The organism is Cytobacillus spartinae (assembly GCF_042865285.1).
Classification (GTDB): domain Bacteria; phylum Bacillota; class Bacilli; order Bacillales; family Cytobacillaceae; genus Robertmurraya_A; species Robertmurraya_A spartinae.
In genome coordinates this window covers 86,640-112,338 of sequence record NZ_JBIACK010000007.1, presented here as the reverse complement: position 1 = coordinate 112,338, position 25,699 = coordinate 86,640, and the positions used below count along the sequence as shown (strand labels likewise).

Here is a 25,699-nt window from a genome sequence, read left to right as displayed (position 1 = left end):
AATTTTTAGGGAATTTTTTAGAAAAAACATGTTAAAATCAAAGTGCAAAGGGATTCGAAAATAGCCTAGGGCAACTAGATCGATCGGGGGAGGAAAAAAGCGGATGGAAAGAAGTTTATCAATGGAACTTGTCCGTGTAACAGAAGGAGCAGCGTTAGCATCAGCACGCTGGATGGGTAGAGGATTAAAAGATGAAGCAGATGAAGCAGCAACTTCTGCTATGAGAGACGTATTTGACACGGTTCCGATGAAAGGAACGGTTGTGATTGGTGAAGGCGAGATGGACGAGGCACCAATGCTATACATTGGGGAGAAGCTGGGAACAGGATACGGTCCTAGAGTTGACGTAGCTGTTGATCCCCTTGAAGGAACCAATATCGTCGCATCGGGTGGCTGGAATGCTTTAGCTGTACTAGCTGTAGCTGACCACGGTAATCTTCTTCATGCACCTGATATGTATATGGACAAAATTGCAGTAGGTCCAGAAGCGGTTGGAAAGATCGATATCAATGCTTCTGTTCTAGATAATTTAAAGGCTGTAGCGAAAGCAAAAAATAAAGATATTGAAGATGTTGTTGCAACTGTATTAAACCGTGAACGCCATGCTGATATTATTCGTCAATTAAGAGAAGCTGGAGCTAGAATTAAGCTGATCAACGATGGTGATGTTGCAGGCGCTATCAATACAGCTTTCGATCATACTGGGGTTGATATTCTCTTTGGATCGGGTGGAGCACCTGAAGGAGTATTGGCTGCGGTAGCTTTAAAATGTTTAGGTGGAGAGATTCAAGGGAAACTACTTCCACAGAATGATGAAGAAATCCAACGCTGCATAAAAATGGGCTTAGATGTTAACAAAGTACTTCTTATGGAAGACTTGGTTAAAGGTGATGACGCAATTTTTGCGGCAACAGGTGTTACAGACGGTGAACTATTAAGAGGGGTCCAGTTTAAAGGCTCTTACGGTTCTACTCACTCTCTTGTTATGCGAGCTAAATCAGGAACGGTTCGTTTCGTTGAAGGCCGCCATAGCTTGAAAAAGAAACCTAATTTAGTCATTAAATAATTTTTGATAAATGGTTTTGCAAACCCTTACACTGCTCCTATACTTGATCATGTATGGGAGTAGTTATATCCTTCCAAAAAATACACATCCTTATGTGTGAAAAAATCTGTTGATTATTTTTTGTAAAAAGGGGTAAAATAGAGATTGTTTTTGAAATAGTCTTTCATCTTACCTAAGTAACAAGAATGATTACTATATAAAAACTAGAAAAAGAGAAATTGCTTCGTATAATCTTTTATGCCAATTCAACATTCTCTTCTACTACTTCAAGAAACCTCAAATCATATTCTTTCCTTTTTCCAACCATATGCTAAAAATAAATAGATCGTCTATGGTCGGAATAACTTAAACTTTTAAAGAGTGGTGTCAAAATGGATTTAACGATATCGAGTTTAGAAAACATGAAACTAAAGGATTTATACGAGCTTGCAAAAACGTATAAGGTATCCTACTACAGCAAACTAACAAAAAAAGAACTTATTTTTGCGATTTTAAAAGCAAGAGCAGAACAAGAAGGGTACTTCTTCATGGAAGGCGTACTTGAGATTATCCAATCGGAAGGCTTCGGATTCTTAAGACCTATCAACTACTCCCCTAGCTCTGAAGATATCTATATTTCTGCTTCCCAAATTAGAAGATTTGATTTACGTAACGGAGATAAAGTATCAGGTAAAGTTCGCCCTCCAAAAGAGAATGAACGTTATTTTGGACTGCTTCATGTTGAGGCAGTAAACGGTGATGATCCTGAGTCAGCGAAGGAAAGGGTTCACTTTCCAGCATTAACGCCACTATATCCTGACCGTCAAATGAAACTTGAAACAACGCCTAAGCATTTTTCAACAAGAATAATGGATTTGATTGCACCCGTTGGATTTGGACAACGTGGTCTTATCGTTGCGCCTCCAAAGGCTGGTAAAACGATGCTATTGAAGCAGATTGCGAATAGCATAACAACAAATCATCCAGAAGCAGAATTGATTGTGCTTTTAATCGATGAGCGTCCTGAAGAGGTAACCGATATTGAACGTTCGGTTGCTGGAGATGTTGTTAGCTCAACATTTGATGAAGTACCTGAAAATCATATTAAGGTAGCCGAGTTGGTTCTAGAGCGTGCGATGCGTCTAGTAGAGCACAAAAGAGACGTAATCATTCTAATGGATAGTATTACTCGTCTTGCTCGTGCATATAACCTGGTTATTCCGCCAAGTGGTCGTACACTTTCTGGTGGTATTGACCCTGCTGCTTTCCATCGACCAAAGCGATTCTTTGGAGCAGCCCGTAATATCGAAGAGGGTGGTAGCTTAACAATTTTAGCGACTGCACTTGTTGATACAGGTTCGAGAATGGACGATGTCATTTACGAGGAGTTCAAAGGTACTGGTAACATGGAACTTCACCTAGACCGTGCGCTTGCAGAAAGAAGAATCTTCCCTGCATTAGATATTCGCAGATCAGGTACTCGTAAAGAAGAGCTACTCATTCCAAAAGATCATTTAGACAAGCTATGGGCCATTCGTAAATCGATGTCTGACAATCCAGATTTCGGTGAGAAATTCTTGCGTAAGTTAAAACAAACAAAATCAAACGAAGAGTTTTTTGCTCAATTGGCTGAAGAAATGAAAGCAAAAAGAAGCGGGCAAAGCCAGTCTTAAGATGATTGGTTTTTAAAAGGGATAAAATCCCATGTTGCAAAACAAAACCTAGCTTGTTATAATAGCTTCAGTGTGTTTTTTGAATTTTGCAGTGCTGAATAAAGCATTGTAATATATAACTCTGTTTCGAAAGATTCAGGGCGGAAGGAGATGAAAAGAATGAAAGCAGGAATTCATCCAAATTACAAAAAGGTACAAGTTACTTGTGCTTGCGGTAACGTATTTGAAACTGGTTCTGTAAAACAAGAAATACGTATTGAGACTTGTTCAGAGTGTCACCCATTCTATACTGGTCGTCAAAAATTCGCTGAAGCTGGCGGACGTGTTGACCGTTTCAACAAAAAATACGGCATCAAATCAGAACTACAACAATAATTACTATAAAACAGGCAAAAAGCTACCATTCTTTGCCTGTTTTTTAATTTTAACCCCATTGAACTTTCTTTCGGACTTTTAAGATGTCCAGTCTACATAAACGAAGTCCGTTTTATATATATTCTTTTTTGATTCCCTAATAAAAGAGCCCCTAATAGATTTAACGTAAGCGAGAGGAGAGGCCGTTCATGTATGTGATGAAACATCACGGTTGGGTAGAAGTAATCTGTGGCAGCATGTTCTCTGGAAAATCAGAAGAATTGATTCGCCGTGTAAGAAGAGCCCAATTCGCCAAACAAAAAATTTCCGTGTTCAAGCCTAAAATTGATAATCGATACAGCGATGATGCTGTTGTTTCTCATAATGGTACTTCATTTATAGCAATGCCAATATCTCATTCAACAGATATTTTTCAGCATATCGATTCAGATGTAGAAGTAATTGCCATCGATGAGGTACAATTCTTTGATACGGAAGTAGTGAAGGTGATACAGCATCTTGCTAACAGCGGTCACCGGGTAATTGCGGCAGGACTTGATCAAGATTTTAGAGGCGAACCTTTTGGCCAGATGCCTGCGATTATGGCAATAGCTGAGTCGGTCACTAAGCTTCAAGCTGTTTGTGCCGTTTGTGGCTCACCAGCAAGTCGTACACAACGCCTAATTAACGGCAATCCTGCAAGTTATGATGACCCGATTATCCTAGTAGGTGCTTCTGAAGCTTACGAACCACGTTGTCGTCATCACCATGAAGTTCCAAAGTCTCCAAATGTAATTGATGAAGCCATTATTACAGCTACACAAAACTAATTTTGACACCCGCTTTTATGGTAAGGCGGGTTTTTTGTTGTCTTCTAAGAATTGGTTGAATTTCACTCGTACATAATTCACTCCACTGGAAATGATAAAAAGGAAAACTTAATTTAGTCGGAGGTGTAAGTGTGAAAAAACTTTATTCCTTCTTTTGTCTTTCTTTTTTACTATTGGCGGGTTGTGCTCAAAATGAAAATGCAGATGGTTGGTTTGATAATAATCAAGATGTGAGCGGGAAAGATTTTATCCAAAACAAAAATGTTGGTTTTGAAGATGATTATTCGATGGGAAGAACGATGTCAGATCAAAATCCAAACTTTCCTGACTTTGACGGAAATAGAATGGACCAACAAGAATATGTTGATAAAATTAGAACCGTTATAAACGATACTGGAAAATATGAAGCAGATGCCGTTTGGTTTAATGGAAATCACGTGTGGGTGACAGCAGTGAAAAAAGGAGAATTATCTAGACGTGACCGAATTAATGCTGAAGCCGAATTGCACAAAATATTGATGAAGGCAGTACCGGGATTTGATTTAGAAGTAAAAGTTGAAGAGGATAGAAGCTAAAAACATGCTCTCTAAGAGGGCATGTTTTTTTCACTTTGACGCCATGCACGACCTATACTATAATTATAATGTTATGGGTAAAATTTGACCTAAAATCGTTTAACAGAACAAACCTTTTATAATAAATATAGATTAAACCCTTTTACGAATGTTAAAAATGATGATATTGGATAAAAATATGAGGTGAATAACGTGTTTGATCGTCTTCAATCGGTAGAAGATCGTTACGAAAGGCTTAATGAGCTATTGAGCGATCCAGAAATAGTAAATGATTCAAAAAAATTACGTGAGTATTCAAAGGAACAATCAGATATCCAAGAAACGGTTCATACTTATCGCGAATATAAAGAAGTAGTGGAGCAATTCCAGGATGCAAAAGCAATGCTCGAAGAAAAGCTGGATGCTGAAATGCGCGAAATGGTAAAAGAAGAGCTTAATGAGTTAGAAGAAAGAAAAGAAGCACTAGAAGATCGATTAAAAATCTTACTAATTCCTAAAGACCCTAATGATGATAAAAACGTTATTATGGAGATTCGTGGAGCTGCAGGTGGAGATGAAGCGGCACTATTTGCTGGCGACTTATACCGTATGTACAGCCGTTTTGCAGAATCACAAGGTTGGAAAACGGAAGTCATTGAAGCTAGTTCAACTGGTGTAGGTGGCTTTAAAGAGATTATTTTTATGATTAACGGAACAGGTGCCTTCTCAAAATTAAAATATGAAAACGGAGCACATCGTGTTCAACGTGTTCCTGAAACAGAATCTGGTGGACGTATTCATACTTCTACGGCTACGGTTGCTGTACTACCTGAAGCAGAAGAAGTAGAGGTTGAGATTCACGATAAAGATATCCGCTTTGATACGTATGCTTCCTCTGGTGCAGGTGGGCAAAGTGTTAACACGACGATGTCAGCTGTTCGATTAACGCATATTCCTACAGGGATCGTAGTTACGTGTCAGGATGAAAAATCTCAGCATAAAAACAGAGACAAGGCAATGAAAGTATTACGTGCTCGTGTGTACGATAAATTCCAACAAGAAGCACAAGCTGAATACGACCAAAATCGTAAATCAGCCGTTGGTACTGGAGACCGTTCAGAACGTATCCGTACGTATAATTTCCCGCAAAACCGTGTAACGGACCACCGTGTCGGTTTAACGATTCAAAAACTTGACCAAATTCTTCAAGGAAAAATTGACGAAGTAATTGATGTTCTAATTATGGAAGATCAAGCGAGCAAGTTAAAGGATGCAACAGATGAGTAAGAAAGTATATGAAGCCCTCAAATGGGCTTCTTCTTTTTTAACGGAGCGAGAACGTGATGAAAATGCGGGAGAACTATTGTTACGTTACTATTTGAAGATGAGTCGGTCGCAGCTTTTAGCAAGCATGCATGACGTTATTGAACGTAGAGTCTTGGATGATTTTGAAAAAGCAGTCTTACTGCATGGGGAAGGAAAGCCGATTCAGTATATCATGGGCTTCGAAGAATTTTACGGAAGAACGTTTACTGTCAATGAAGAGGTTTTAATTCCACGTCCTGAAACGGAAGAGCTTGTGTATCATGCATTGAAAAAAATGGAGAGACTTTTTGGTGAGAACGATGTACAGCTTGTCGATATCGGAACAGGTAGCGGGGCGATTGCAGTCACGATGAAATTAGAGCGTCCGTCTATGTCTGTAACGGCTACGGATATTGCAGAAGAGTCGTTGTTAGTTGCTAGGAAAAATGCGGAGGAGCTTGGAGCAGACGTTGAGTTCGTTTTAGGTGATCTCTTGCAACCCCTCATTGCAAGCGGAAAAAAGTTCGATGTTGTGTTATCGAATCCGCCCTATATTCCTGATGGAGACATAAAAGAAATGTCCGTCGTGGTTACAGAGCATGAGCCACACCGAGCATTGTTTGCGGGAGTGGATGGGCTAGTGATCTATAAAAGACTAATTAGCGACCTTCCCTTTGTGTTGAAGGAAAAAGCTTTGGTTGGCTTTGAAGTGGGTGCTGGTCAAAGTGAGGCAGTGTCGGAGATTTTGAAACTAACCTTTCCTCAAGCCAGAGTGGAAGTTATATATGATATTAATGGGAAAGACCGAATGGTGTTTGCTGAGATTGGGTAAGGGGCCTTCTGTGGTGTAGAAGGTCTTTTTTTGTTATACGCGGAAATATGGTGGCTTTTCGCGGAAAAAACTCATTAAACGTGGGAATAAAATTTTTAGCGCGGAATTATAGAGTTGAACGCGGAAAAACGGAGCGTAAACACGGAATTCCCAGCTTTAGAAGTCACTGTGGTGGAGATTTTGGTCTCGGCGTAGTATCTATTAAAAAAATTTAAATTTACTAGTTTAAGATTGTAACATTCTGTCCACAATGTTTAGTAGAAAAGGGGCGTGTTACAAATGAACTTAAACAAATTAGCGAAATTATATATTTTAATTCTATCAATCGGTACGATTTTAAGCTTATATATTCCTAAAAACGAAGTTACAGCAAATGATATGATTGTCATTCCAAATGAAGCGATTAGGCTACGAATTTTAGCCAATAGCGATAACCAAAATGATCAAGAGCTGAAGAGAAAAGTTCGAGATGCCGTTAATGCTGAAATCACTGAGTGGGTAGCAGAATTAACATCGGTAGAAGATGCTAGAAAACTGATTCAATCACGTTTACCAGAGATTAAATCCATTGCAGAAGAAGTATTAGAAGGTGAGCAATCTACACAAGAGGTTCAAACAGACTTTGGTAGAGTTGAATTCCCAACTAAGCTTTACGGTGAGTTTTTATACCCGGCAGGAGAATATGAAGCAATCCTCATTACTTTAGGTGAAGGAAAAGGTGCAAACTGGTGGTGTGTATTATTTCCTCCATTATGCTTCCTAGACTTTTCAAATAGTGTTGCAGTAAGCGAAGGTGTAGAAGAAGAGCCTAAAGCAGAAGTTCAGGCCGTAGAAGCAAAGTCAGAAAAAGAAACGAAAAAAGAAAAACAAGACCCAGTCTATGTGGAAAACGATGAAGAGCCTGTAAGAGTGAAATTCTTCATAGTAGAGATTTGGGAGAAAATTTTTGGGTAATGTATTCTTAAAGAACCTTGTATTCATACAGGGTTCTTTTTTTCATAAATTGCCGATGTTATTACTCACTACTGAGATTAGTACAAGGTAATTGAAGCGGAAGGCAAGAGCCTGTGCGGAAATCAACTTTTATCAAATGTGCATTTTCTTTTGAAAGAAAAATCTATCAAATTCAGTTCTACTTTCTCTACTTTTTCATATTAATAGAATTAGAAAATGAAAAAATAGAGGTGGATAACATGGAAAAGATCGTACGTTGTGGACAAGTTGAGGATATCAATAAGTTGGTCGCATTTTTAGAAAAAGCAGGCTTAAGTACTGAAGGTGTTGCAGAATCTATCGATTATTTTTTAATACTTGAGGATGAACAAGGGAATATTAATGCTACTTTGGGAATTGAGCCACTCGGAAACATTGGATTACTAAGATCTCTAGTGATGACAACCAAAGCATCTGAGAATGAGTTGTTCACAATCTTTGAACAAATGCTTTTATTAGCAAGAGAGAAACAAATTCAATCATTATATTTAGCAACCAATAAAGCAGGTTCATTACAATTCTTTGATTTAATGGGATTTGTAAAAGAAGAGAAAGCACAGTTGCCAGAAGAATTACTTCATTCTGAGCATGTGAGACACATTTTAACTGTGGATAACTCGGTATTTATGAAACTAAACATGGAAACTGTGGATATATCCACAAAGTTATCCACTAAATAAGATAGTTTATACACATTTTGTGGATAATACTTGAGTTATCCTCCATCTTCTTTTATACTTTCATACGTAATGGAGTCGAAAGTGGCTAGATTTTAACATATTTCGACACTAATAGTCGTTTTGTTGAAGGTGGATTAAAAATGAATACAAACTATTGGTCTGTGGATAAAGATGTGGGTAATCTTAATGACTATCCACAAATTGCACAAGCTGCAGATCTTTTATCAAAAAATGAAGTAGTCGCATTCCCTACAGAAACCGTTTACGGATTAGGTGGTAATGCTAAATCGGATGAGGCTGTGTTAAAGATTTTTGAAGCAAAAGGGCGTCCCAGTGATAATCCACTAATTATCCACATCGGGCGTGTTGAACATATTAAAGAGTTTGTAACGGAGATTCCCGAAAAAGCTAGAATTTTGATGAATGAATTCTGGCCCGGTCCGCTTACGATTATCTTAAACAAAAAAGAAGGAACTCTTTCAGATAAAGCCACTGCTGGATTATCCACGGTTGCGGTTAGAATGCCTGACCATCCTGTTGCTTTATCCATCATTAATAATGCGGGGGTTCCCATTGCGGCTCCAAGTGCGAATCGCTCAGGAAAGCCTAGTCCCACAACGGCCAAGCATGTTTTTGAGGATTTAAATGAAAGAATTGCTGGCATTGTTGATGGGGGTCCAACAGGAGTAGGAGTAGAGTCAACGGTCATTGACTGTACAGAGGAGATTCCTGTTATTTTAAGACCTGGTGGAGTAACAGAAGAGCAGATTAAAAAAGTAATCGGGGAAATACATCTTGATCCTTCCCTTATAGATGAAGAACATGCACCTAAATCTCCTGGAATGAAGTATACTCATTATGCTCCAGACGCACCACTTTTTTTAGTCGAAGGAAGCCGAGAATACATCCAGCAACTAATCCTAGAAAAACAGAAGGAAGGTAAAGAGGTTGGTGTGTTAACAACAGAAGAAAATGAGTCCTTCTATAAAGCGGATTTTATTTTTACATGTGGAAAAAGACAGGATCTTGATTCAGTCGCAAGTAGTCTATATGAAGCATTAAGGAGTTTCAATCATTCGAACGTTAATATCATCTTTAGTGAAGTATTTCCTTATGAAGGTGTTGGTCAGGCGATTATGAATCGATTATTAAAAGCAGCCGGACACCGAATACTAAGTGAATAATGGAGGGAGCTCCTCTTTTAATGAAGAGGTGCTTTTTTTCGCGAAAAAAGTAATCTTTCTTTGACGAGGAAGTGCTTTTTTTATGGAAAAAAGTAATTTTTCTTTGACGAGGAATACTGTTTTTATGGCAAAAAGTAATCTTTCTTTAACGAGGAAGTACTTTTTTTATACGAAAAGTAATCCATCTTTTAACGAAGAAATGCTTTTTTAAGCAAAAAAGAAACCTAGGTAATGTCTCCATGTGCTTTTTAGTGTTCTTACTTCTAAAGTCTTTTCCCTGTGCATATGCTGAAATAGCAAGTCCAAGGGGGCGAAAATCATTGACAGCAATCATTGGGGAACTACTTACACTGATATTAATGGCGTTTGCACTAGGAATGGATGCATTCTCCGTTGGCTTGGGGATGGGAATGTTTCAACTCAGGCTCAGACAAATTTTTAAAATAGGAATTACAATAGGCCTTTTCCATGTTTGGATGCCGCTGTTAGGAATGATAGCAGGAAGATTCCTATCAGATCAATTTGGGGCAATTGCATCCTACTTAGGAGGCGGACTTTTAATCCTGCTTGGTGTGCAGATGATTTGGTCAAGCTTTAAGGATGATGATAGCACTTTGATTACTCCAGTAGGGATGGGATTAATTATTTTTGCCTTAAGTGTAAGCTTGGATAGTTTTTCTGTGGGGCTTACGTTAGGGATTTATAAGGCAAAAACGATACTAGTTCTTATCTGCTTTGGAGTTGGAGCAACCATTTTAACTTGGTTAGGCTTATTAATTGGAAGGCGAGTTCAAGGAATTTTAGGTACATACAGTGAAGCACTAGGTGGGAGTATATTATTAGCTTTTGGGATAAAATTATTATTACCTTTTTAGAGGCACCTCATCGGAGGATGCTTTTTAAATGGAATAAAGGCTATTTAACTAGAACTATTTTACTGATTTTGTAAAAACTATCGCAACCTTAAAAATTTTGCAACTTTTGTATGACAGGTCTATTGAATCAGTTCGAATTGTCATATAATGTAGAAAGAGGAGGAATCAACCATGACCCGCATTTTATTTGTGTGTACAGGAAATACATGTAGAAGTCCTATGGCAGAAGCGATTTTAAAAAGTAAATCGGTTCCGGGAATCGAAGTTAGATCTGCAGGAGTATTTGCTACAAACGGAGATGAAGCATCACAACATACAAAGAAGGTTTTAGAGGATGAAAAAATAACCCTCTCTCATCAATCTACCCTCCTAACAGAAAAGGAAGTAGACTGGGCAACCTTTATCTTAACGATGACATCCGGTCATAAAGCATCCATCCTGTCTATGTTTCCGTCTGCACATGGAAAAACATTTACGTTAAAAGAGTTTGCAGGGAGTGGTGACAACTTAGATATTATGGATCCATTTGGTGGTCCTCTGGAAGTTTACCAATTTACATACAACGAGATTAATGAAAACATAAATAAAATCTTAGACAAGTTAGAAAAACAAAGAGGCTAACTGGGAAGGGAGAAACATGGAAGGAAAAAAGAAGTACAAATTCGGATTAAGAAAAAAACTTGTATTTTTTACAACGGCTTTAGCAATTATTACGTATACTACTAGTGCATTATTCATTTATATGCTTTACCCGATGATTAAGGATAGCTTACCGTTCGGAGAGTTGGCTTTTTCAGGGATTACATTGGGGCTTGGGGTAATTTGGTCAGGAATCCTAGCATTTATTGCTGCAGGATTTATTATTAAACCGCTTCAGAAGCTAGAAAAAGTCGCTTTAAAAGCAGCTCAAGGCGAAATTGGAGAAGATGCTGAACTATCTAAGTCGGATGACGAGATTCGCTCTCTAGGGATTGCTTTTAATCATATGCTTTTCAATTTAAGAGATATGGTTCAGAAAATAGATGAGAATTTCCGCGAAACGAATGACAAGGTTATTGCCATTTCAAAGGAATCATCCATGGCTTCGGAACAAGCGGAGGCTATTGCAAGAACCATTGGAGAGATTTCACTAGGTGCTGACAATTCAGCAGTATCAATCCAGTCAACAGCAGAATCTGTTGAAGATGTTATTCGTATCGCTGAAGAAGTCCAAGAAACAGCAAAAGACTCAGAAAAAGTCTCTAACGCCATGGTGAATGACTTACAAGAATCTAAGAAGGTTATTCACTCGCTAATTTCTGGAATTCAAAACTTAGCTAGTGATAATCAACAATCTCTACAAACGGTTAAGAGACTTGAAGAGAATGCGGTAAAAGTTGAGCAAATCATCCAACTGGTTGGAGATATTGCAGCTCAAACAAACCTATTAGCATTGAATGCTTCGATTGAGGCGGCGCGCGCAGGTGAACATGGAAAAGGCTTTGCTGTAGTAGCTGAGGAAGTTCGTACACTTGCAGATGAAAGCGGTAAGGCAGTTCAAGGAATTTCGAACCTAATTAAAAATATCCAACAAGAAGTACAAAATGTAGTTCAACAAATCTCTGAGCAAGTGGAAACAGCGAATAAAGAAGCAACAAAAGGCGCTGAGACCAATCATGTCATTGAGGAAATGACAAAAACGGTTCATGAGATGGCAAGCTCTGTCTCTAAGATTACTGGTCTCGTCGATCGTCAAATGGAAAGCATCCACCACACTTCTACCCAATCACAAGAGGTAGCGGCAATCGCAGAAGAAACGTCTGCAGGTGCACAAGAAGTAACAACCGCAACCCATCAACAAGCAGCAGTAATCGAAAATGTCGAGAAGCTAGCATTTGAATTAAAAGATCAAGCCGAGCAGCTTAAGAGTACGATTACTAGGTTTAAATTATAGGTTTTAGTAAGGGAAGGGCCAGATGAGATGTTGTCTGGCTCTTTTATTTTGGGCTTTTTTTGTGGGAAGCTTAGTTTGCGTAAAAGAGTGAGCTTTGGAAAAAAATAGATGGAAAAGGTAATTGATGTTGGAAGGTAGGGTAAGTTCTGACAGTAGAAGCGGAGAAAATTGAGTTAAAGTCAGAAGGTGGGGTAACTTCTGACAGGAGAAGAGGAAGAAGCTGAGCTAGAGTCAGAAGGTGGGGTAACTTCTGACAGGAGAAAGAGGAAGAAGTTGAGCTAGAGTCAGAAGGTGAGGTAAGTTCTGACAGGAGAAGCGAGGAAGATTGAGTTAGAGTCAGAAGGTGAGGTAAGTTCTGACAGGAGAAGCGAAGAAGAAAGAGGTAGAGTCAGAAGACGAGGTAAGTTCTGACAGAAGAAGCGAAGAAGAAAGATGTAGAGTCAGAAGCGAGGTAAGTTCTGACAGTAGAAGCGAACAAGCTAGAGTTTGAGTCAGAAGACGAGTCAACTTCTGACAGTAGAAGAGGAAGAAGCTGAGGTAGAGTCAGAAGGTGAGGTAACTTCTGACAGTAGAAGCGAAGAAGATCGAGCTAGAGTCAGAAGGAGAGGTAAGTTCTGACAGGAGAAGCGAAGAAGAATGAGGTAGAGTCAGAAGACGAGGTAAGTTCTGACAGAAGAAGAGAAGAAGAATGAGGTAGAGTCAGAAGGTGAGGTAAGTTCTGACAGTAGAAGCTAACAAGCAAGAGTTTGAGTCAGAAGACGAGTCAACTTCTGACAGGAGAAGAGGAAGAAGTTGAGCTATAGTCAGAAGGTGAGGTAACTTATGACAGGAGAGGTGAAGAAGCTCGAACTAGAGTCAGAAGACGAGGGAACTTCTGACAGGAGAAGTGAAGAAGATTGAGGTAAGGTGAGGGAACTTCTGACAGGAGAAGAGGAAGAAGCTGAGCTTTAGTCAGAAGGTGAGGTAAGTTCTGAAAGTAGAAGCGAGGAAGATTGAGTTAGAGTCAGAAGACAAGTCAACTTTTGACAGTAGAAGAGGAAGAAGTTGAGCAAGAGTCAGAAGGTGAGGTAACTTCTGACAGTAGAAGCGAAGAAGATTGAGCTAGAGTCAGAAGACGAGTCAACTTCTGACAGGAGAAGAGGAAGAAGTTGAGCTAGAGTCAGAAGGTGAGGGAACTTCTGACAGAAGAAGCGAAGAAGATTGAGTTAAAGTCAGAAGGTGAGGTAAGTTCTGACAGTAGAAGCGGAAAGAGTTGAGTTAGAGTTCGAAGTAGAGGCAACTTCGGACAGGAGAAGCGGAAAGAGTTGAGTTAGAGTTCGAAGTAGAGGCAACTTCGGAGAGGAGAAGCAGGAAGAGTAGAGGTAGAGTCTAAAGTGGAAGCGACTTTTGACAGGAGAATCAGTTAGAATAGTGGGCAGAAGCAGCTGCAGCCTCAAGCTCACTGCTATTTACCCACTTCAAACAAATCATTCTTTATATTTCAACACGAATATGACAAAATAAAATCGAAGAAGAATATCGGATTGGTATAGGAGGAAAAATAATGAAGGTAGCAATTGCGTCTGATCACGGTGGGGTTAACATTCGTGAAGAGATAAAGAAATTAATGGATGAGTTAGGAATTCAGTACGAAGATTTTGGATGTGAGTGTGGGACATCTGTTGATTATCCAGACTATGCTTTACCAGTTGCGGAAAAAGTAGCAAATGGTGAATATGATAAAGGGATTTTAATATGCGGTACTGGAATTGGTATGAGCATTGCAGCTAATAAAGTAAAAGGGATTCGCTGTGCTCTTGTTCATGATGTTTTCAGTGCAAAAGCAACTAGAGAACATAATGATAGCAATATGCTTGCTATGGGAGAGCGTGTGGTCGGTGCAGGACTTGCGCGTGAAATTGCAAAGGCATGGTTAACTACGGAATATGAGGGTGGACGTCACGAGAACCGTGTAGGGAAGATCAAAGAATACGAAAATAAAAACCTTTAATATCACCATTTCGCTTCCAGAAGGAGGTACAGGAATGTCTACCGAAATACAAATTTGGGAGCAACAGCTTAGCACCATTTTAAAAGAGTTTAAAGAGCAAGTAGAATTACATGAACGTAGTCTCTTTGTGATCGGCTGTAGCACGAGTGAAGTCATTGGTAAAAAGATAGGAACCTCTGGGACAGAAGAAGTTGCCGAAATGATTTTCAAGCAACTTGATAAATTTAAAGAAGAAACAGGTGTGCAGCTCGCATTTCAGTGCTGTGAACACTTGAATCGAGCGCTGGTAGTTGAAAAATCAACAGCAATCGAAAAGGGATTTGAGGAAGTGACTGTGATCCCTGTTCGAACAGCTGGTGGGGCAATGGCTACGTACGCGTTCCAGCATTTCAAAAACCCAGTGGTGATAGAACATGTTCGTGCTGATGCAGGCATTGACATCGGTGACACCTTAATTGGGATGCATTTAAAACATGTAGCAGTGCCGATCAGAGTTTCTGAAAAGAATGTAGGAAGTGCCCATGTTACCCTTGCTAAAACTCGACCAAAATTAATTGGTGGAGCAAGAGCAGTCTATGAACATAAGAGAGAAAATGAATCGTGCAGATAGAACGGTAGGCCTTCTTTTCCCAAGAAGGCTTATTCTCTTTTCGACAATCCACATATTTACCCCTCGTACTTTTATATCAATCACCCATAATCTTTAAGTAGAATTCCCCATCCTTTTAGGATTAAAAAAGTCCCTATTAAAGATTTTTCTAAGTGTTCTATGCCCCTAATAAACATTGCTTCGTCATGTTTTGTTTTAGTTCGACAAAATCACAAGTGGTTTTATAAACTCCTTAGTTATATCTACACCCTTTCTATTATTTCTAGACTCGAAATATGTTGGAATGATAGACACTATACCCTATTAAAGACTCCCGCTATTTTCTGTACGATTTTATTAGTAGGAAAAATAATACTATCATTTTTCAAGGAGGAGTCTTATGAAGAAAAAAATTCTCTCTATTTCGTTATCGGGTATGATGGCTCTAGGTACATTTGCAGCGGTTGCTCCAAACGTAGGGGCTGTAGGGGAAGGGCCCAATTATAATGGCAATGAGTCTGTAAGAACGTCGATTCTACATACGTATGAAAGCATGGTAGATTATCTAAAAACTCAGGATGCAAAGCAACAGGCACTTGAGCTTGAAGTAATTGGTCAAACAGTTAAAGGTAGAGATATTTATATGGCAAAGTATATCTCTAATCCTGAGAACCCAACGATTTTATTTTTAACACAACAGCATGGAAACGAACAGCTCGCTACTGAAGGTGCTTTAGAGTTTATTAAACATTTAGGTACAAATAAAACTAAGGGAGTACTAGATAAGGTTAACGTCCTAGTTATTCCGATGTTAAACGCAGATGGTGCGATGGGAGACGTGAATTTCTCACTTGATGACTATCATGCAGATGGTGGGAGACATTTAACTCGTTATAATGCTGATGGTTTTGATATTAATCGTGAGCACGATAAGGATACGAAAGATATGGTTGCTGAAGCACGCGCTTTACATGAGAATGTTTTAGCTAAATATGACATTGATTATATGATTGACCTTCACCACCAAGGTACACAAAGCGAAATTAACGGTGAGTATGTGTCGGGCTCGATCCTTTACCCAACAACACCTAATGTGGACCCAGAAGTACAAGAAAAGTCTAAGAAACTAGGTGCGGTTGTATATAATGCAGTAGATTCTAAAGGCTGGGGGCTACTAGGTAAATATAGAGGTGGTACCGGAGAGAACATCGGTCGGAACGGGATTGCTGTAGAGTACGGAATCTCTACTCTCCTATTCGAAATGAGAGGAATGTCTGATCATTTTTATGAGTCCTATGTTCTTGGTCAGAAGAGTAATGGATATTTGATTAAGCAGTCCGTTGTTACTCTAGATGCATCAGTGAGAGCTATTGCTGATGGCTCTATTGAAACAGTTGATACTAGTTTCTGGGAGACACTACCTTTCCAGACAACTAGAACAGGTGAAGAAGAGGATGAATAAGAAATGAGACGAAGTGTGGTCTGCCAAAAAGGCGGGCCACACTTTTGTATGTTGTTGAAAATTAAAATTATGTCTGTCTATAATAGAAAATAGTGTTTTCACCATACATAACGGAAGGGTGTTTTTTTATGGAATGGCAGCAGGAAGCAAAGGAATTACTAGATGAGCTTTTAAAACCAATCCCAGTCTTTGCTAGACCCATGGCAAAGAAGGGAATTGAAAGAAGTATACTAGGATTTGCAGAAGGTAAAGATTCAGTAGGTAAGGATGAAGTGGTGGAAGGATATATTGCAGCTTCCTCAGGACCCATGCGTGAAAAAGCTTTCAAAATGTTAACAGCAAAAGGAATCGACGTTTCAAAGCTACAAGAAAAATATAGCTAATCAATCCCGCCATAATGGCGGTTCTTTTTTTACAAGAAGCCTTTCGAAAAAGTGATAAAATCTTTTCTTTTTTTAAAAATATAAAGGTGATTGTCACCATATGTGTGTGATAAAATAAAAAAGAATTTTTAAAATCGGAAAAATATTACATAGTTAATTCATCAGTTAAAATATGAGGGGGATTACAATGAAGCATTTAGCACAGCAGGATGAACAAGTTTTTAAAGCCATTCAACAAGAGTTAGGACGTCAAAGAACGAAAATTGAATTGATCGCTTCTGAAAACTTTGTAAGCGAAGCGGTTATGGAAGCTCAAGGATCAGTATTAACGAACAAGTATGCCGAGGGCTATCCTGGAAGACGCTATTACGGTGGCTGTGAATATGTAGATGTGGCCGAAGATCTTGCTCGCGATCGTGCAAAACAAATTTTCGGAGCAGAACACGCGAATGTTCAACCTCACTCTGGTGCACAAGCAAACATGGCGGTTTATTTTACGATCCTAGAGCAAGGTGATACTGTACTTGGGATGAATTTATCACACGGTGGACATTTAACACATGGTAGCCCAGTTAACTTCAGTGGAATTCAATACAATTTCGTAGAGTATGGTGTGGATGAAGTTACACATACTATTAATTATGAAGATGTAGCGGATAAAGCTCGCCAGCATAAGCCTAAGCTAATCGTTGCTGGAGCAAGTGCGTATCCTCGTGAAATTGATTTCAAACGCTTTAGAGAAATTGCTGATGAAGTTGGAGCTTACTTAATGGTGGATATGGCTCATATCGCTGGTCTTGTTGCTGCTGGACTTCATCCGAATCCTGTCCCTTATGCTGATTTTGTAACTACAACAACTCATAAAACTCTTCGTGGACCTCGTGGTGGAATGATTCTATGTAAAGAAGAATTCGCGAAGAAAATTGATAAATCGATCTTCCCCGGAATCCAAGGTGGTCCATTAATGCATGTTATCGCTGCAAAAGCAGTAGCATTTGGCGAAGCTCTTCAAGATAGCTTTAAAGAATATGCAGCTAACATTATTAAAAATGCTAAAGACCTAGCAGAAGGCCTACAAAAGGAAGGCTTAAGTCTAGTTTCAGGTGGTACTGACAACCATTTACTATTAGTAGACTTACGCTCACTTGGTTTAACGGGTAAAGTAGCAGAAAAAGTACTTGATGAAGTCGGAATTACGGTCAATAAAAACACGATTCCATTCGACCCAGAAAGCCCGTTTGTTACAAGCGGTGTTCGTATCGGTACTGCTGCGGTAACTTCTCGTGGTTTCGGAGCTGAAGAAATGGCAGAAATCGCTTCTATTATTGGCTTTACACTTAAAAATCATGAAAATGAAGCGAAGTTAGAAGAAGCTAAACAACGTGTAGAAGCTTTAACAAGCCGTTTCACTTTGTATCCTGAAAGATAATAACTAAGTCAGCTCCTTTTACGGGGCTGATTTTTTGTGTGTAATTGTAAGATTTGACGTTTCCTTTACATTTTCTGTTCTAGGTTGCTCTCTAAATGTTTTTTCTGTAAAATTAGACGAAGTGTAGTTGGGAACTATTTTTTACATACTAATATAGGTAGGATTTTTAGATAAAAAGGAGAGATTATTGATGGCAAAAGTATACGTATTTGACCACCCACTTATTCAGCATAAGCTTACATACATTCGTGAAAAAGACACTGGAACGAAGGAGTTCCGTGAGTTAGTAGATGAAGTGGCAACATTAATGGCATTTGAAATTACTAGAGACATGCCACTAGAAGATATTGAAATTGAAACTCCTGTTAGCAAAACAACGTCTAAAGTTCTATCAGGGAAAAAGTTAGGAATCATTCCAATTCTACGTGCAGGTATCGGAATGGTAGATGGAATTTTAAAATTAATCCCTGCTGCAAAAGTTGGTCACATCGGCTTATACCGCGACCCGGAAACTTTACAGCCTGTTGAATATTACGTAAAACTTCCTAGTGATGTAGAAGAGAGAGACTTTATCGTAGTTGACCCAATGCTAGCAACTGGAGGCTCTGCAGTTGAAGCGATCAACTCTCTGAAAAAACGTGGCGCTAAAAATATCAAATTCATGTGCTTAATTGCAGCTCCAGAAGGTGTTGATGCGGTTAAGGCTGCACACCCGGATGTTGATATCTATATCGCTGCATTAGATGAGAAGCTGAACGAAAAAGGCTACATCGTACCAGGTCTAGGTGATGCTGGTGACCGTTTGTTTGGAACGAAATAATGATTGTGGTAGCTAGCCCTTTGCTGAGGGCTGGCTTTTTATTTGAGGAGTTTAATATCCGCATAAAAGATGAAAACTGCCGCATAAACCTCCCATTTTCCCGCATAAAGGTTAGAAATTGCAGCATAATTCTAGATAATGCCGCAGAAACTTCTGAAACCGCCACATAAAACAAAAATGATATGCTCCTCTTCAAAATGATGCAGGAAAAAATAATATATTGTTGAAGTAAATACTAACTAAAATAGTAGGAGTGATGCGTTTGATCATAAAAGAAAGAAAAATTCCTATAATTATTCACCAATTACAAGCGCTTTTACGAAGGCTTCCTGTAAACCATCCTAAAAGGCCAATGATTGAAGAGGATTTAGCTAAAAGGTTGGCTGGATATCGTGGTGAACAATCGCTAGATTACCACCTTCGATTTTTAGACCAAGATCAATATAAAATCTTTCATGACTTGAGGCTCATTAATCAAGATGCATTCCAAATCGATGTCCTCCTACTTTCCTCGTATTTCGTCCTCCTCTTAGAAGTTAAGAATATATCAGGGACCCTCTTTTTTGATAAGTACTCTAACCAACTAATTAGAACACTTGATGGTATCGAAACTGGTTTTTCAAATCCTGTCAGCCAAGTGAAAAGGCAAACGTTACAATTTCAAAATTGGTTAGAAAAGAATAAGTATAAAAACCTCCCTGTCGAGTATCTTATCATTATTAGTAACCCCAGCACTGTTCTAAAAAAAAACCCTGGCAATCATCAGCTCTTTAAGCGCGTCGTTCATAGTGAATTGTTGATGGATAGAATTAAAGATTTTGAACTCATCTACAAAAATGAACAACTTGAAAAAAAGGATCTTAGAAAACTTAGTAAACTTCTTCTTCAAGCAAATATTCCATTACACCAAGATATTTTCCAATATTACAACCTAACACCAGATCAACTTATTTTAGGAGTTCAATGCCCATCATGCCGATATGCACCTATGGAGCGAGCTTTTGCACGATGGTATTGTACAAAGTGTCAAACCTCAAACAAAGATGCCCATATTCAAGTAATTAATGACTATTTTTACTTAATAAAAAGAACGATAACAAATCGTGAATGTCAGCAATTCTTAAAAATATCATCTCGAAATATAGCCCATACTCTACTTACCTCCATGAACCTCCCCACCACAGGCTCAAAAAAATCAACCCAATACCATCAACAACCCCAATAATGCATACTTTTTCCACTACATGAAAACCCTATTTGAAAGGTAGAAAAATTTAGGTTGTAGAGGGATAAGTATAGCTTAATCAGTTTATATCCAACACAATCATCACTTCCGGGGGTGCACACAACTTGAAAAAAATCCTATTCCTTCTATTAATAATAGCAAATCTTTTTTCATCCTCAGTCTATGGGCAATCCAGGTTAGAACACCCTCCGATTCCAGAAGAGTCACCTGCAGAAGAAAAAGTAGCAATTGTGACTTTGCCAACCAAATTAACCCAATCTGAAATTCAAAGGCTCCTTGAACCATATCCTGACGTAAAGCTTCGCTACATATTTGAACATGCTTTAACTGGTTTTTCAATCAAGGGCTCAAACGAATCCATTCGAGAGCTGAGTAAATCTAATCAAGTAGCTACCATTTCGCCAGTAAACACCTACAAAGTTGAAAAGGTGGAGGAAAATATCCGCATTATTGGAGGAGAAACCGTAAGAGGCTATTTTGACCTAAAGGATCATAGGTTAACCGGGAAAGGAATTAAGGTGGGAGTAATTGATACAGGTATCGATTATACACATCCTGACCTCAGACGTAGTTATGGTGGTGGGCGTGATTTAGTAGATAGTGACGATGATCCGATGGAGACGAAAAGCTATATTGGCCAAAATACACTTCACGGTACCCATGTTGCCGGAGTCATTGCGGCTAACGGAAGAATTACCGGTGTAGCTCCTGATGCAAAAATTATTGCTTACCGAGCGTTAGGGCCTGGAGGGACAGGGACAACGGAGCAAGTGATTGCAGCAATTGATGCGGCTATAAAGGACAAAGTCGATATTCTAAACTTATCACTTGGAAACACGATAAATGGTCCAGACCTGCCCATAAGCTTGGCTTTAAACAAAGCCGTCGACAGTGGGATAGTCGCTGTAACGTCCTCAGGAAATTCTGGACCCAATATGTGGACAGTTGGATCGCCGGGAACAGCAAGCAAAGCTATTTCGGTCGGGGCATCGACTCCACCGCTAAAGATCCCATATGTAAACATCGACGGCGTAGAAGAGGCCATTCGCTTGGAACCGATGCAAGGCGCCATCCTTTGGGATTTAGATCGCTCCTATCAAATTGCTTTTGGTGGATTGGGAAAAAAAGAAGAGTTAAAGAATGTAAAAGGCAAAGTGGCATTAATAGAACGCGGAGAGATTACATTTACTGAAAAAGCAATGAACGCACATGAAGCAGGTGCAAAAGCCGTTATCATCTACAACAATACAAAAGGAAGTTTTATTGGGAATTTGGAGGGAAAAGTAGATATACCGGTCGCAACAGTATCTAAAAATATAGGGCTCAGCATAAAAAAATTAATTAAAAATAGTACCCCATATGTCCGTACCCATTTAATAGAAGAGAAAGATTTAATGGCAGATTTCAGCTCGCGTGGTCCCGTAACCTCAACTTGGGAGATTAAGCCTGACGTTGTCGCACCGGGTGTAGCGATAAATAGCACGATTCCAGGAGGATATTTAGCGTTACAGGGAACTAGTATGGCTGCTCCTCATGTAGCTGGAGCGTGTGCATTAATTAAGCAAGCACATCCTGATTGGGGACCAGATGAAATTAAAGCATCCATCATGAATACAGCCAAACCTATTCGTGATGAAAAAGGAAATCCCTACAGCACATACGTTCAGGGGGCTGGTAGGATACAAGTAGATGCTGCCATAAACACTAACACCCTTGTTAGTCCAGCTTCATTGCAATTTGGAAAGTTCAAGATTTCTGACCAGCAGCACGAGCATACGCAATATATAACGATACGCAATGTTGGTGAAAGGGCAGAGAAATACTCCATATCTGTTCCTAAAAGTGCAAAAGGAATCAAATGGGAGGTTCCGTTATCCTTTACGGTTGGGCCTAACGAAAAAAAGAAAATAGCTATCAATATGTCTGTTGATCCAAGTGTTTTTAATAAAAAAATCCAGGATGGTCATTTGGAACTTCAGGCGGGGTCCCAATCTATTTCAATCCCTTACTTATATGTATTAGAAGAACCAAACTATCCAAGGGTCATGGGGTTTGATTTTGGATTGGGAGATCAGAAGGGGACTTACCGGTATGAAGTATATTTACCAGGTGGGGCTGAAGAATTTGGAATCGCATTATTTGATCCAGACAATTTTCGGTTTATAGGATTTCTAGATTGGAAGAGAAATGTAAGTAAAGGTATGGTTAAAGAGGAAGTAAAGCCGGAAAACTTGCCGATGCCAGGAGTATACTTGGCGAAAGTCTTTGCAATAAAGGCAGGACAAGAGGACACAATTGAAACAGCAATAATGATAATTAACCGTTAAGAAAGCTGAATAGAACAAGTATCTTCACTTTTTCAATATGAAAAAAAAAGAAAAAGTGAAGATATTGTGAACGACTTTCTGATAGAAAAATTTAACGGATTTAATTGTGAACTTTTTCACTCGAAACGCATTGACATTGACATTTGCCTATTGTATGCTTACAAAGGGCATAAATGATAGGGTTTACAAACCTTGTGTAGTGTAAATTACAACATCAGCATATTGCTTATGTTGGGAGTGAAAATCCTACCATTACCTCTAAGGCCCATCACCATTCTCTTATAGAGAGGATGCGTTCAAAATGAAACAAAGAAACCGTCATCCATTGCAAGCAATGGCACTGATGTCCGCGATACTTTCTCAATTAGTCGGGTCTGTCTTAGTGGGAATTTTCCTAGGAAGATGGCTTGACCGAACCGCAGGAACCGAACCACTATTTTTAATTATCGGATTGCTAATGGGGTTAGCAGCAGGTGTTTTCGCTATGATCCGTCTAGTCCAACATTTTTTCTCAGGAGATTAAACAACAATGCCGGAATTAAAAGCAATCTATATCAGGCAACGTAAATACATATTCTTATTGTTGTCACTGTACGTTCTTGGCTGGGGTTTCACTTCATATCAAACTATTTTTTTAGGGCTTATTCTCGGTACAAGCTTAAGCCTATTTAACTTGTGGTTGCTCGCAAGAAAGACGGACAAGTTTGGTGAAGCAGTTGCGAAAGGTGAAAAAGTACGATCACTAGGTATGCTATCAAGGATGGCTACAGCAGTTTTAGCTGTAATGCTTGCGCTTGAATATCCTGATAAGCTTCATTTATATAGTGTTATTTTTGGATTAATGACATCTTATATTGTCATTATGATAGATTTTTTTCTGCAAGCTTTTAATTCACGTAGTAAATAGCGGGAAGAGAGGTGAATACTGTGCATCATAAAGCTCCATTAGTAGATTTTATGGGCTTAACCTTTAACTTATCAAACATATTGATGATTACTGTTGCAAGTGCAATCGTTTTTATCATTGCTGTTCTTTCTACTCGTACGTTGGCCATGAAACCAACAGGATTGCAAAACTTCTTTGAATGGATCATGGACTTTGTAAAGAATATCATCAATAGTACGATGGATTGGAAAGATGGCGGAAGATTTCACATTCTAGGTATAACTTTAATGATGTATATCTTCGTATCAAATATGTTAGGACTACCGTTTGCGGTCGTTTATGACGATTACTTATGGTGGAAATCACCAACAGCCGATCCAGTCGTAACGTTAACTCTAGCGGCGATGGTTGTAGCGTTATCACATTATTATGGTGTGAAACTTAAGGGAGCAAAAGAATACGGTCGAGAGTTTGCAAGACCTATGTGGTTCTTATTCCCGCTTAAAATTATTGAAGAGTTTGCAAACACTTTAACTCTTGGACTTCGTCTTTACGGTAACATCTATGCAGGAGAAATCCTTCTAACGTTACTTGCAGGAAGTCTTGCTGTAGGAATAGGCGGTCATTTAGCAGCCATAATTCCAATGTTAGCTTGGCAAGGATTCTCGATTTTCATCGGGGCAATCCAAGCGTTTATCTTTACCATGTTAACGATGGTTTACTTGGCTCACAAAGTGAGTCATGACCATTAATATATACCTGTTCATTTAATGAACAAACATTTTCAAAAAAATAATTTTTTTATACATTAAGGAGGAACTTTATAATGGGTCTTTTAGCAGCAGCAATCGCAATCGGTTTAGCAGCACTAGGTGCTGGTATCGGTAACGGTCTTATCGTATCAAAAACAGTTGAAGGTATCGCTCGTCAACCAGAAGCACGTGGTATGCTTCAAACTACAATGTTCATCGGGGTAGCGTTAGTTGAGGCGATTCCGATCATTGGAGTAGTTATCGCGTTCATGGTTATTGGTGGATAATTAGTACTGTAACAAGATGACTAAAAATGGCGAAGATCATTTAATGAGTTCCTTCGCCATTCCTTTATGTTCATATTCTAACAATATCGTTTTTCGGTAAATTGTTTTTTTATAAGTGAACGACTCTTGAAGGGAGTGAATCGAGGGTGTTAACAAGCAATCTAGTATTAGGTGCAGCTGGTGGTGGCTTTAATGGAGGAGATATTCTTTTCCAATTAGCAATGTTCATCATCTTGTTAGCATTGTTAAAAAAGTACGCATGGGGTCCATTAATGGGCATCATGAAACAACGTGAAGAACATATTGCAAATGAAATAAATGCGGCTGAACAAAGTCGTGCTGAAACACAAAAACTTTTAGAAGACCAACGTAACCTTCTAAAAGAAGCTCGTACTGAAGCACAAGGATTAATTGAAAACGCGAAAAAGCAAGGCGACGTACAACGTGATGAAATCATTACATTGGCACGTAGCGAAGCTGAGCGTATTAAAGAATCTGCTAAGCTAGAAATCGAGCAACAGAAAGAAAAAGCCGTTGCAGCTATTCGCGAACAAGTGGCTACACTTTCTGTCATGATCGCTTCTAAAGTGATTGAAAAAGAACTTTCAGTACAAGATCAAGAGAAGCTAATTAACGATTATATTCAAGAGGCAGGAGAAGGCCGATGAGCAACTCAACTGTAGGTAAGCGCTATGCGTTGGCTCTTTTCCACCTTGCTAAAGAACATCAGCTTCTTGATCAAATGGAAGGCGAGCTACGTGTAGTTAAAGAAGTAGTAAGCCAAAACAATGAATTAAAGGCAGTCCTTAAATCTCCAAAGCTTACAAGCGTTAAGAAAAAAGAGATTTTAAAAGACTCTTTTGCAGCTTTAAATCCGTATGTGTTAAATACACTTATGATACTAGTTGATCGTCATAGAGAAGATCATATCATCGGTATGGCAGATCACTTTGTAGATCTTGCAAATGATGAAAGAGGAATTGCAGACGCTCTTGTTTACACAACTCGTCCGTTAACGGATGCTGAGAGTGAAGCACTATCTTCTTCGTTTGCAGCTAAAGTTGGAAAAAAATCTCTTCGTATTGAAAATATAGTTGATACCAATTTACTGGGTGGAATCAAGCTTCGAATCGGAAATAGAATTTTCGACGGAAGCTTACGCGGTAAGCTTGATCGCCTTGAAAATCAATTACTAAGCTAAGCTCTTTTCGTAAGGAACGTTCTTTTACGAAAATGAAAATATGCTAAGATTCGTAGATAGGGGTGAAAC

At 39.0% G+C, this 25,699-nt stretch carries 27 protein-coding genes; all 27 read left to right on the top strand.

Annotation, left to right across the window (positions count from 1 at the left end; all coding sequences use genetic code 11):
- Nucleotides 1–103: 103 nt before the first annotated feature.
- The gene (glpX, locus tag ACFYKX_RS14825; RefSeq protein WP_389361840.1) at nucleotides 104–1,066 is read left to right on the top strand and encodes a class II fructose-bisphosphatase; all 963 of its coding nucleotides are present in this window, start codon (nucleotides 104–106) and stop codon (nucleotides 1,064–1,066) included.
- Between the two features lie 371 nt (nucleotides 1,067–1,437).
- Nucleotides 1,438–2,718, top strand: a complete 1,281-nt coding sequence (gene rho / locus ACFYKX_RS14820; RefSeq protein WP_389361839.1) for a transcription termination factor Rho — start codon at nucleotides 1,438–1,440, stop codon at nucleotides 2,716–2,718.
- A 159-nt stretch (nucleotides 2,719–2,877) separates the two neighbouring features.
- Nucleotides 2,878–3,093 carry a 50S ribosomal protein L31 gene (rpmE, locus tag ACFYKX_RS14815; protein ID WP_389361838.1) on the top strand — a complete coding sequence of 72 codons (216 nt, stop codon included), beginning with the start codon at nucleotides 2,878–2,880 and terminating at the stop codon, nucleotides 3,091–3,093.
- A 188-nt stretch (nucleotides 3,094–3,281) separates the two neighbouring features.
- The gene (locus ACFYKX_RS14810) at nucleotides 3,282–3,902 is read left to right on the top strand and encodes a thymidine kinase (protein ID WP_389361837.1); all 621 of its coding nucleotides are present in this window, start codon (nucleotides 3,282–3,284) and stop codon (nucleotides 3,900–3,902) included.
- A gap of 131 nt (nucleotides 3,903–4,033) precedes the next feature.
- Nucleotides 4,034–4,477, top strand: coding sequence for a hypothetical protein (locus ACFYKX_RS14805; protein ID WP_389361836.1), 444 nt, complete (start codon nucleotides 4,034–4,036; stop codon nucleotides 4,475–4,477).
- A gap of 192 nt (nucleotides 4,478–4,669) precedes the next feature.
- Complete coding sequence (gene prfA, locus ACFYKX_RS14800; protein ID WP_389361835.1) at nucleotides 4,670–5,743, top strand: peptide chain release factor 1; 1,074 nt, start codon at nucleotides 4,670–4,672, stop codon at nucleotides 5,741–5,743.
- Complete coding sequence (gene prmC / locus ACFYKX_RS14795; protein WP_389361834.1) at nucleotides 5,736–6,593, top strand: peptide chain release factor N(5)-glutamine methyltransferase; 858 nt, start codon at nucleotides 5,736–5,738, stop codon at nucleotides 6,591–6,593. Before prfA ends, prmC begins: the two co-directional genes overlap by 8 nt.
- Nucleotides 6,594–6,872: 279 nt before the next feature.
- Nucleotides 6,873–7,547 (top strand): stage II sporulation protein R, encoded by a 675-nt coding sequence (gene spoIIR, locus ACFYKX_RS14790; RefSeq protein ID WP_389361833.1) that lies wholly within the window; start codon nucleotides 6,873–6,875, stop codon nucleotides 7,545–7,547.
- A gap of 239 nt (nucleotides 7,548–7,786) precedes the next feature.
- Nucleotides 7,787–8,266, top strand: a complete 480-nt coding sequence (locus ACFYKX_RS14785; RefSeq protein WP_389361832.1) for a hypothetical protein — start codon at nucleotides 7,787–7,789, stop codon at nucleotides 8,264–8,266.
- A 140-nt stretch (nucleotides 8,267–8,406) separates the two neighbouring features.
- Entirely contained in the window at nucleotides 8,407–9,450 is a 1,044-nt protein-coding gene (locus tag ACFYKX_RS14780) for an L-threonylcarbamoyladenylate synthase (protein WP_389361831.1), read from the top strand.
- A gap of 320 nt (nucleotides 9,451–9,770) precedes the next feature.
- Nucleotides 9,771–10,325 (top strand): manganese efflux pump MntP, encoded by a 555-nt coding sequence (locus ACFYKX_RS14775; RefSeq protein ID WP_389361830.1) that lies wholly within the window; start codon nucleotides 9,771–9,773, stop codon nucleotides 10,323–10,325.
- A 171-nt stretch (nucleotides 10,326–10,496) separates the two neighbouring features.
- Nucleotides 10,497–10,946, top strand: coding sequence for a low molecular weight protein arginine phosphatase (locus tag ACFYKX_RS14770; protein WP_389361829.1), 450 nt, complete (start codon nucleotides 10,497–10,499; stop codon nucleotides 10,944–10,946).
- A gap of 16 nt (nucleotides 10,947–10,962) precedes the next feature.
- Nucleotides 10,963–12,258 carry a methyl-accepting chemotaxis protein gene (locus ACFYKX_RS14765; RefSeq protein ID WP_389361828.1) on the top strand — a complete coding sequence of 432 codons (1,296 nt, stop codon included), beginning with the start codon at nucleotides 10,963–10,965 and terminating at the stop codon, nucleotides 12,256–12,258.
- 1,543 nt (nucleotides 12,259–13,801) lie between these two features.
- The gene (gene rpiB, locus ACFYKX_RS14760; RefSeq protein ID WP_389361827.1) at nucleotides 13,802–14,248 is read left to right on the top strand and encodes a ribose 5-phosphate isomerase B; all 447 of its coding nucleotides are present in this window, start codon (nucleotides 13,802–13,804) and stop codon (nucleotides 14,246–14,248) included.
- A 34-nt stretch (nucleotides 14,249–14,282) separates the two neighbouring features.
- Nucleotides 14,283–14,858 (top strand): TIGR01440 family protein, encoded by a 576-nt coding sequence (locus ACFYKX_RS14755; protein ID WP_389361826.1) that lies wholly within the window; start codon nucleotides 14,283–14,285, stop codon nucleotides 14,856–14,858.
- Nucleotides 14,859–15,237: 379 nt separating this feature from the next.
- On the top strand, nucleotides 15,238–16,299 hold the full coding sequence (locus ACFYKX_RS14750; RefSeq protein WP_389361825.1) for a M14 family zinc carboxypeptidase: 1,062 nt from the start codon (nucleotides 15,238–15,240) through the stop codon (nucleotides 16,297–16,299).
- A 128-nt stretch (nucleotides 16,300–16,427) separates the two neighbouring features.
- Nucleotides 16,428–16,682: a DUF2621 family protein gene (locus ACFYKX_RS14745; RefSeq protein ID WP_389361824.1), complete on the top strand. Its 255-nt coding sequence runs from the start codon at nucleotides 16,428–16,430 to the stop codon at nucleotides 16,680–16,682.
- Between the two features lie 187 nt (nucleotides 16,683–16,869).
- Nucleotides 16,870–18,111, top strand: a complete 1,242-nt coding sequence (locus ACFYKX_RS14740) for a serine hydroxymethyltransferase (RefSeq protein ID WP_389361823.1) — start codon at nucleotides 16,870–16,872, stop codon at nucleotides 18,109–18,111.
- Nucleotides 18,112–18,301: 190 nt separating this feature from the next.
- A complete protein-coding gene (gene upp, locus ACFYKX_RS14735) occupies nucleotides 18,302–18,931 on the top strand; it encodes a uracil phosphoribosyltransferase (protein ID WP_389361822.1) in 630 nt (209 codons plus the stop codon).
- A 256-nt stretch (nucleotides 18,932–19,187) separates the two neighbouring features.
- Entirely contained in the window at nucleotides 19,188–20,156 is a 969-nt protein-coding gene (locus ACFYKX_RS14730; protein WP_389361821.1) for a nuclease-related domain-containing protein, read from the top strand.
- Nucleotides 20,157–20,281: 125 nt separating this feature from the next.
- Entirely contained in the window at nucleotides 20,282–22,504 is a 2,223-nt protein-coding gene (locus ACFYKX_RS14725) for a S8 family serine peptidase (protein WP_389361820.1), read from the top strand.
- Nucleotides 22,505–22,805: 301 nt separating this feature from the next.
- Entirely contained in the window at nucleotides 22,806–23,027 is a 222-nt protein-coding gene (locus ACFYKX_RS14720) for an AtpZ/AtpI family protein (protein WP_389361819.1), read from the top strand.
- A 6-nt stretch (nucleotides 23,028–23,033) separates the two neighbouring features.
- Nucleotides 23,034–23,411, top strand: a complete 378-nt coding sequence (locus tag ACFYKX_RS14715; RefSeq protein ID WP_389361818.1) for an ATP synthase subunit I — start codon at nucleotides 23,034–23,036, stop codon at nucleotides 23,409–23,411.
- 20 nt (nucleotides 23,412–23,431) lie between these two features.
- Nucleotides 23,432–24,142 (top strand): F0F1 ATP synthase subunit A, encoded by a 711-nt coding sequence (atpB, locus tag ACFYKX_RS14710; protein ID WP_389361817.1) that lies wholly within the window; start codon nucleotides 23,432–23,434, stop codon nucleotides 24,140–24,142.
- 74 nt (nucleotides 24,143–24,216) lie between these two features.
- Nucleotides 24,217–24,429: a F0F1 ATP synthase subunit C gene (gene atpE, locus ACFYKX_RS14705; protein WP_389361816.1), complete on the top strand. Its 213-nt coding sequence runs from the start codon at nucleotides 24,217–24,219 to the stop codon at nucleotides 24,427–24,429.
- Nucleotides 24,430–24,575: 146 nt separating this feature from the next.
- Entirely contained in the window at nucleotides 24,576–25,097 is a 522-nt protein-coding gene (locus tag ACFYKX_RS14700; RefSeq protein ID WP_389361815.1) for a F0F1 ATP synthase subunit B, read from the top strand.
- Nucleotides 25,094–25,630, top strand: a complete 537-nt coding sequence (locus ACFYKX_RS14695) for a F0F1 ATP synthase subunit delta (protein WP_389361814.1) — start codon at nucleotides 25,094–25,096, stop codon at nucleotides 25,628–25,630. Before ACFYKX_RS14700 ends, ACFYKX_RS14695 begins: the two co-directional genes overlap by 4 nt.
- Nucleotides 25,631–25,699: the final 69 nt, after the last annotated feature.

Bases quoted from the DNA above. Each gene is read 5' to 3' on its own strand.
- rpiB (WP_389361827.1), top strand. From the start codon at position 13,802: ATGAAGGTAGCAATTGCGTCTGATCACGGTGGGGTTAACATTCGTGAA.
- ACFYKX_RS14810 (WP_389361837.1), top strand. From the start codon at position 3,282: ATGTATGTGATGAAACATCACGGTTGGGTAGAAGTAATCTGTGGCAGC.
- ACFYKX_RS14765 (WP_389361828.1), top strand. From the start codon at position 10,963: ATGGAAGGAAAAAAGAAGTACAAATTCGGATTAAGAAAAAAACTTGTA.
- ACFYKX_RS14730 (WP_389361821.1), top strand. From the start codon at position 19,188: ATGCGTTTGATCATAAAAGAAAGAAAAATTCCTATAATTATTCACCAA.
- prmC (WP_389361834.1), top strand. From the start codon at position 5,736: ATGAGTAAGAAAGTATATGAAGCCCTCAAATGGGCTTCTTCTTTTTTA.
- ACFYKX_RS14755 (WP_389361826.1), top strand. From the start codon at position 14,283: ATGTCTACCGAAATACAAATTTGGGAGCAACAGCTTAGCACCATTTTA.
- ACFYKX_RS14695 (WP_389361814.1), top strand. From the start codon at position 25,094: ATGAGCAACTCAACTGTAGGTAAGCGCTATGCGTTGGCTCTTTTCCAC.
- ACFYKX_RS14740 (WP_389361823.1), top strand. From the start codon at position 16,870: ATGAAGCATTTAGCACAGCAGGATGAACAAGTTTTTAAAGCCATTCAA.
- spoIIR (WP_389361833.1), top strand. From the start codon at position 6,873: ATGAACTTAAACAAATTAGCGAAATTATATATTTTAATTCTATCAATC.
- ACFYKX_RS14720 (WP_389361819.1), top strand. From the start codon at position 22,806: ATGAAACAAAGAAACCGTCATCCATTGCAAGCAATGGCACTGATGTCC.
- rho (WP_389361839.1), top strand. From the start codon at position 1,438: ATGGATTTAACGATATCGAGTTTAGAAAACATGAAACTAAAGGATTTA.
- ACFYKX_RS14780 (WP_389361831.1), top strand. From the start codon at position 8,407: ATGAATACAAACTATTGGTCTGTGGATAAAGATGTGGGTAATCTTAAT.
- ACFYKX_RS14770 (WP_389361829.1), top strand. From the start codon at position 10,497: ATGACCCGCATTTTATTTGTGTGTACAGGAAATACATGTAGAAGTCCT.
- atpE (WP_389361816.1), top strand. From the start codon at position 24,217: ATGGGTCTTTTAGCAGCAGCAATCGCAATCGGTTTAGCAGCACTAGGT.
- rpmE (WP_389361838.1), top strand. From the start codon at position 2,878: ATGAAAGCAGGAATTCATCCAAATTACAAAAAGGTACAAGTTACTTGT.
- ACFYKX_RS14715 (WP_389361818.1), top strand. From the start codon at position 23,034: ATGCCGGAATTAAAAGCAATCTATATCAGGCAACGTAAATACATATTC.
- glpX (WP_389361840.1), top strand. From the start codon at position 104: ATGGAAAGAAGTTTATCAATGGAACTTGTCCGTGTAACAGAAGGAGCA.
- upp (WP_389361822.1), top strand. From the start codon at position 18,302: ATGGCAAAAGTATACGTATTTGACCACCCACTTATTCAGCATAAGCTT.
- ACFYKX_RS14750 (WP_389361825.1), top strand. From the start codon at position 15,238: ATGAAGAAAAAAATTCTCTCTATTTCGTTATCGGGTATGATGGCTCTA.
- ACFYKX_RS14785 (WP_389361832.1), top strand. From the start codon at position 7,787: ATGGAAAAGATCGTACGTTGTGGACAAGTTGAGGATATCAATAAGTTG.
- ACFYKX_RS14745 (WP_389361824.1), top strand. From the start codon at position 16,428: ATGGAATGGCAGCAGGAAGCAAAGGAATTACTAGATGAGCTTTTAAAA.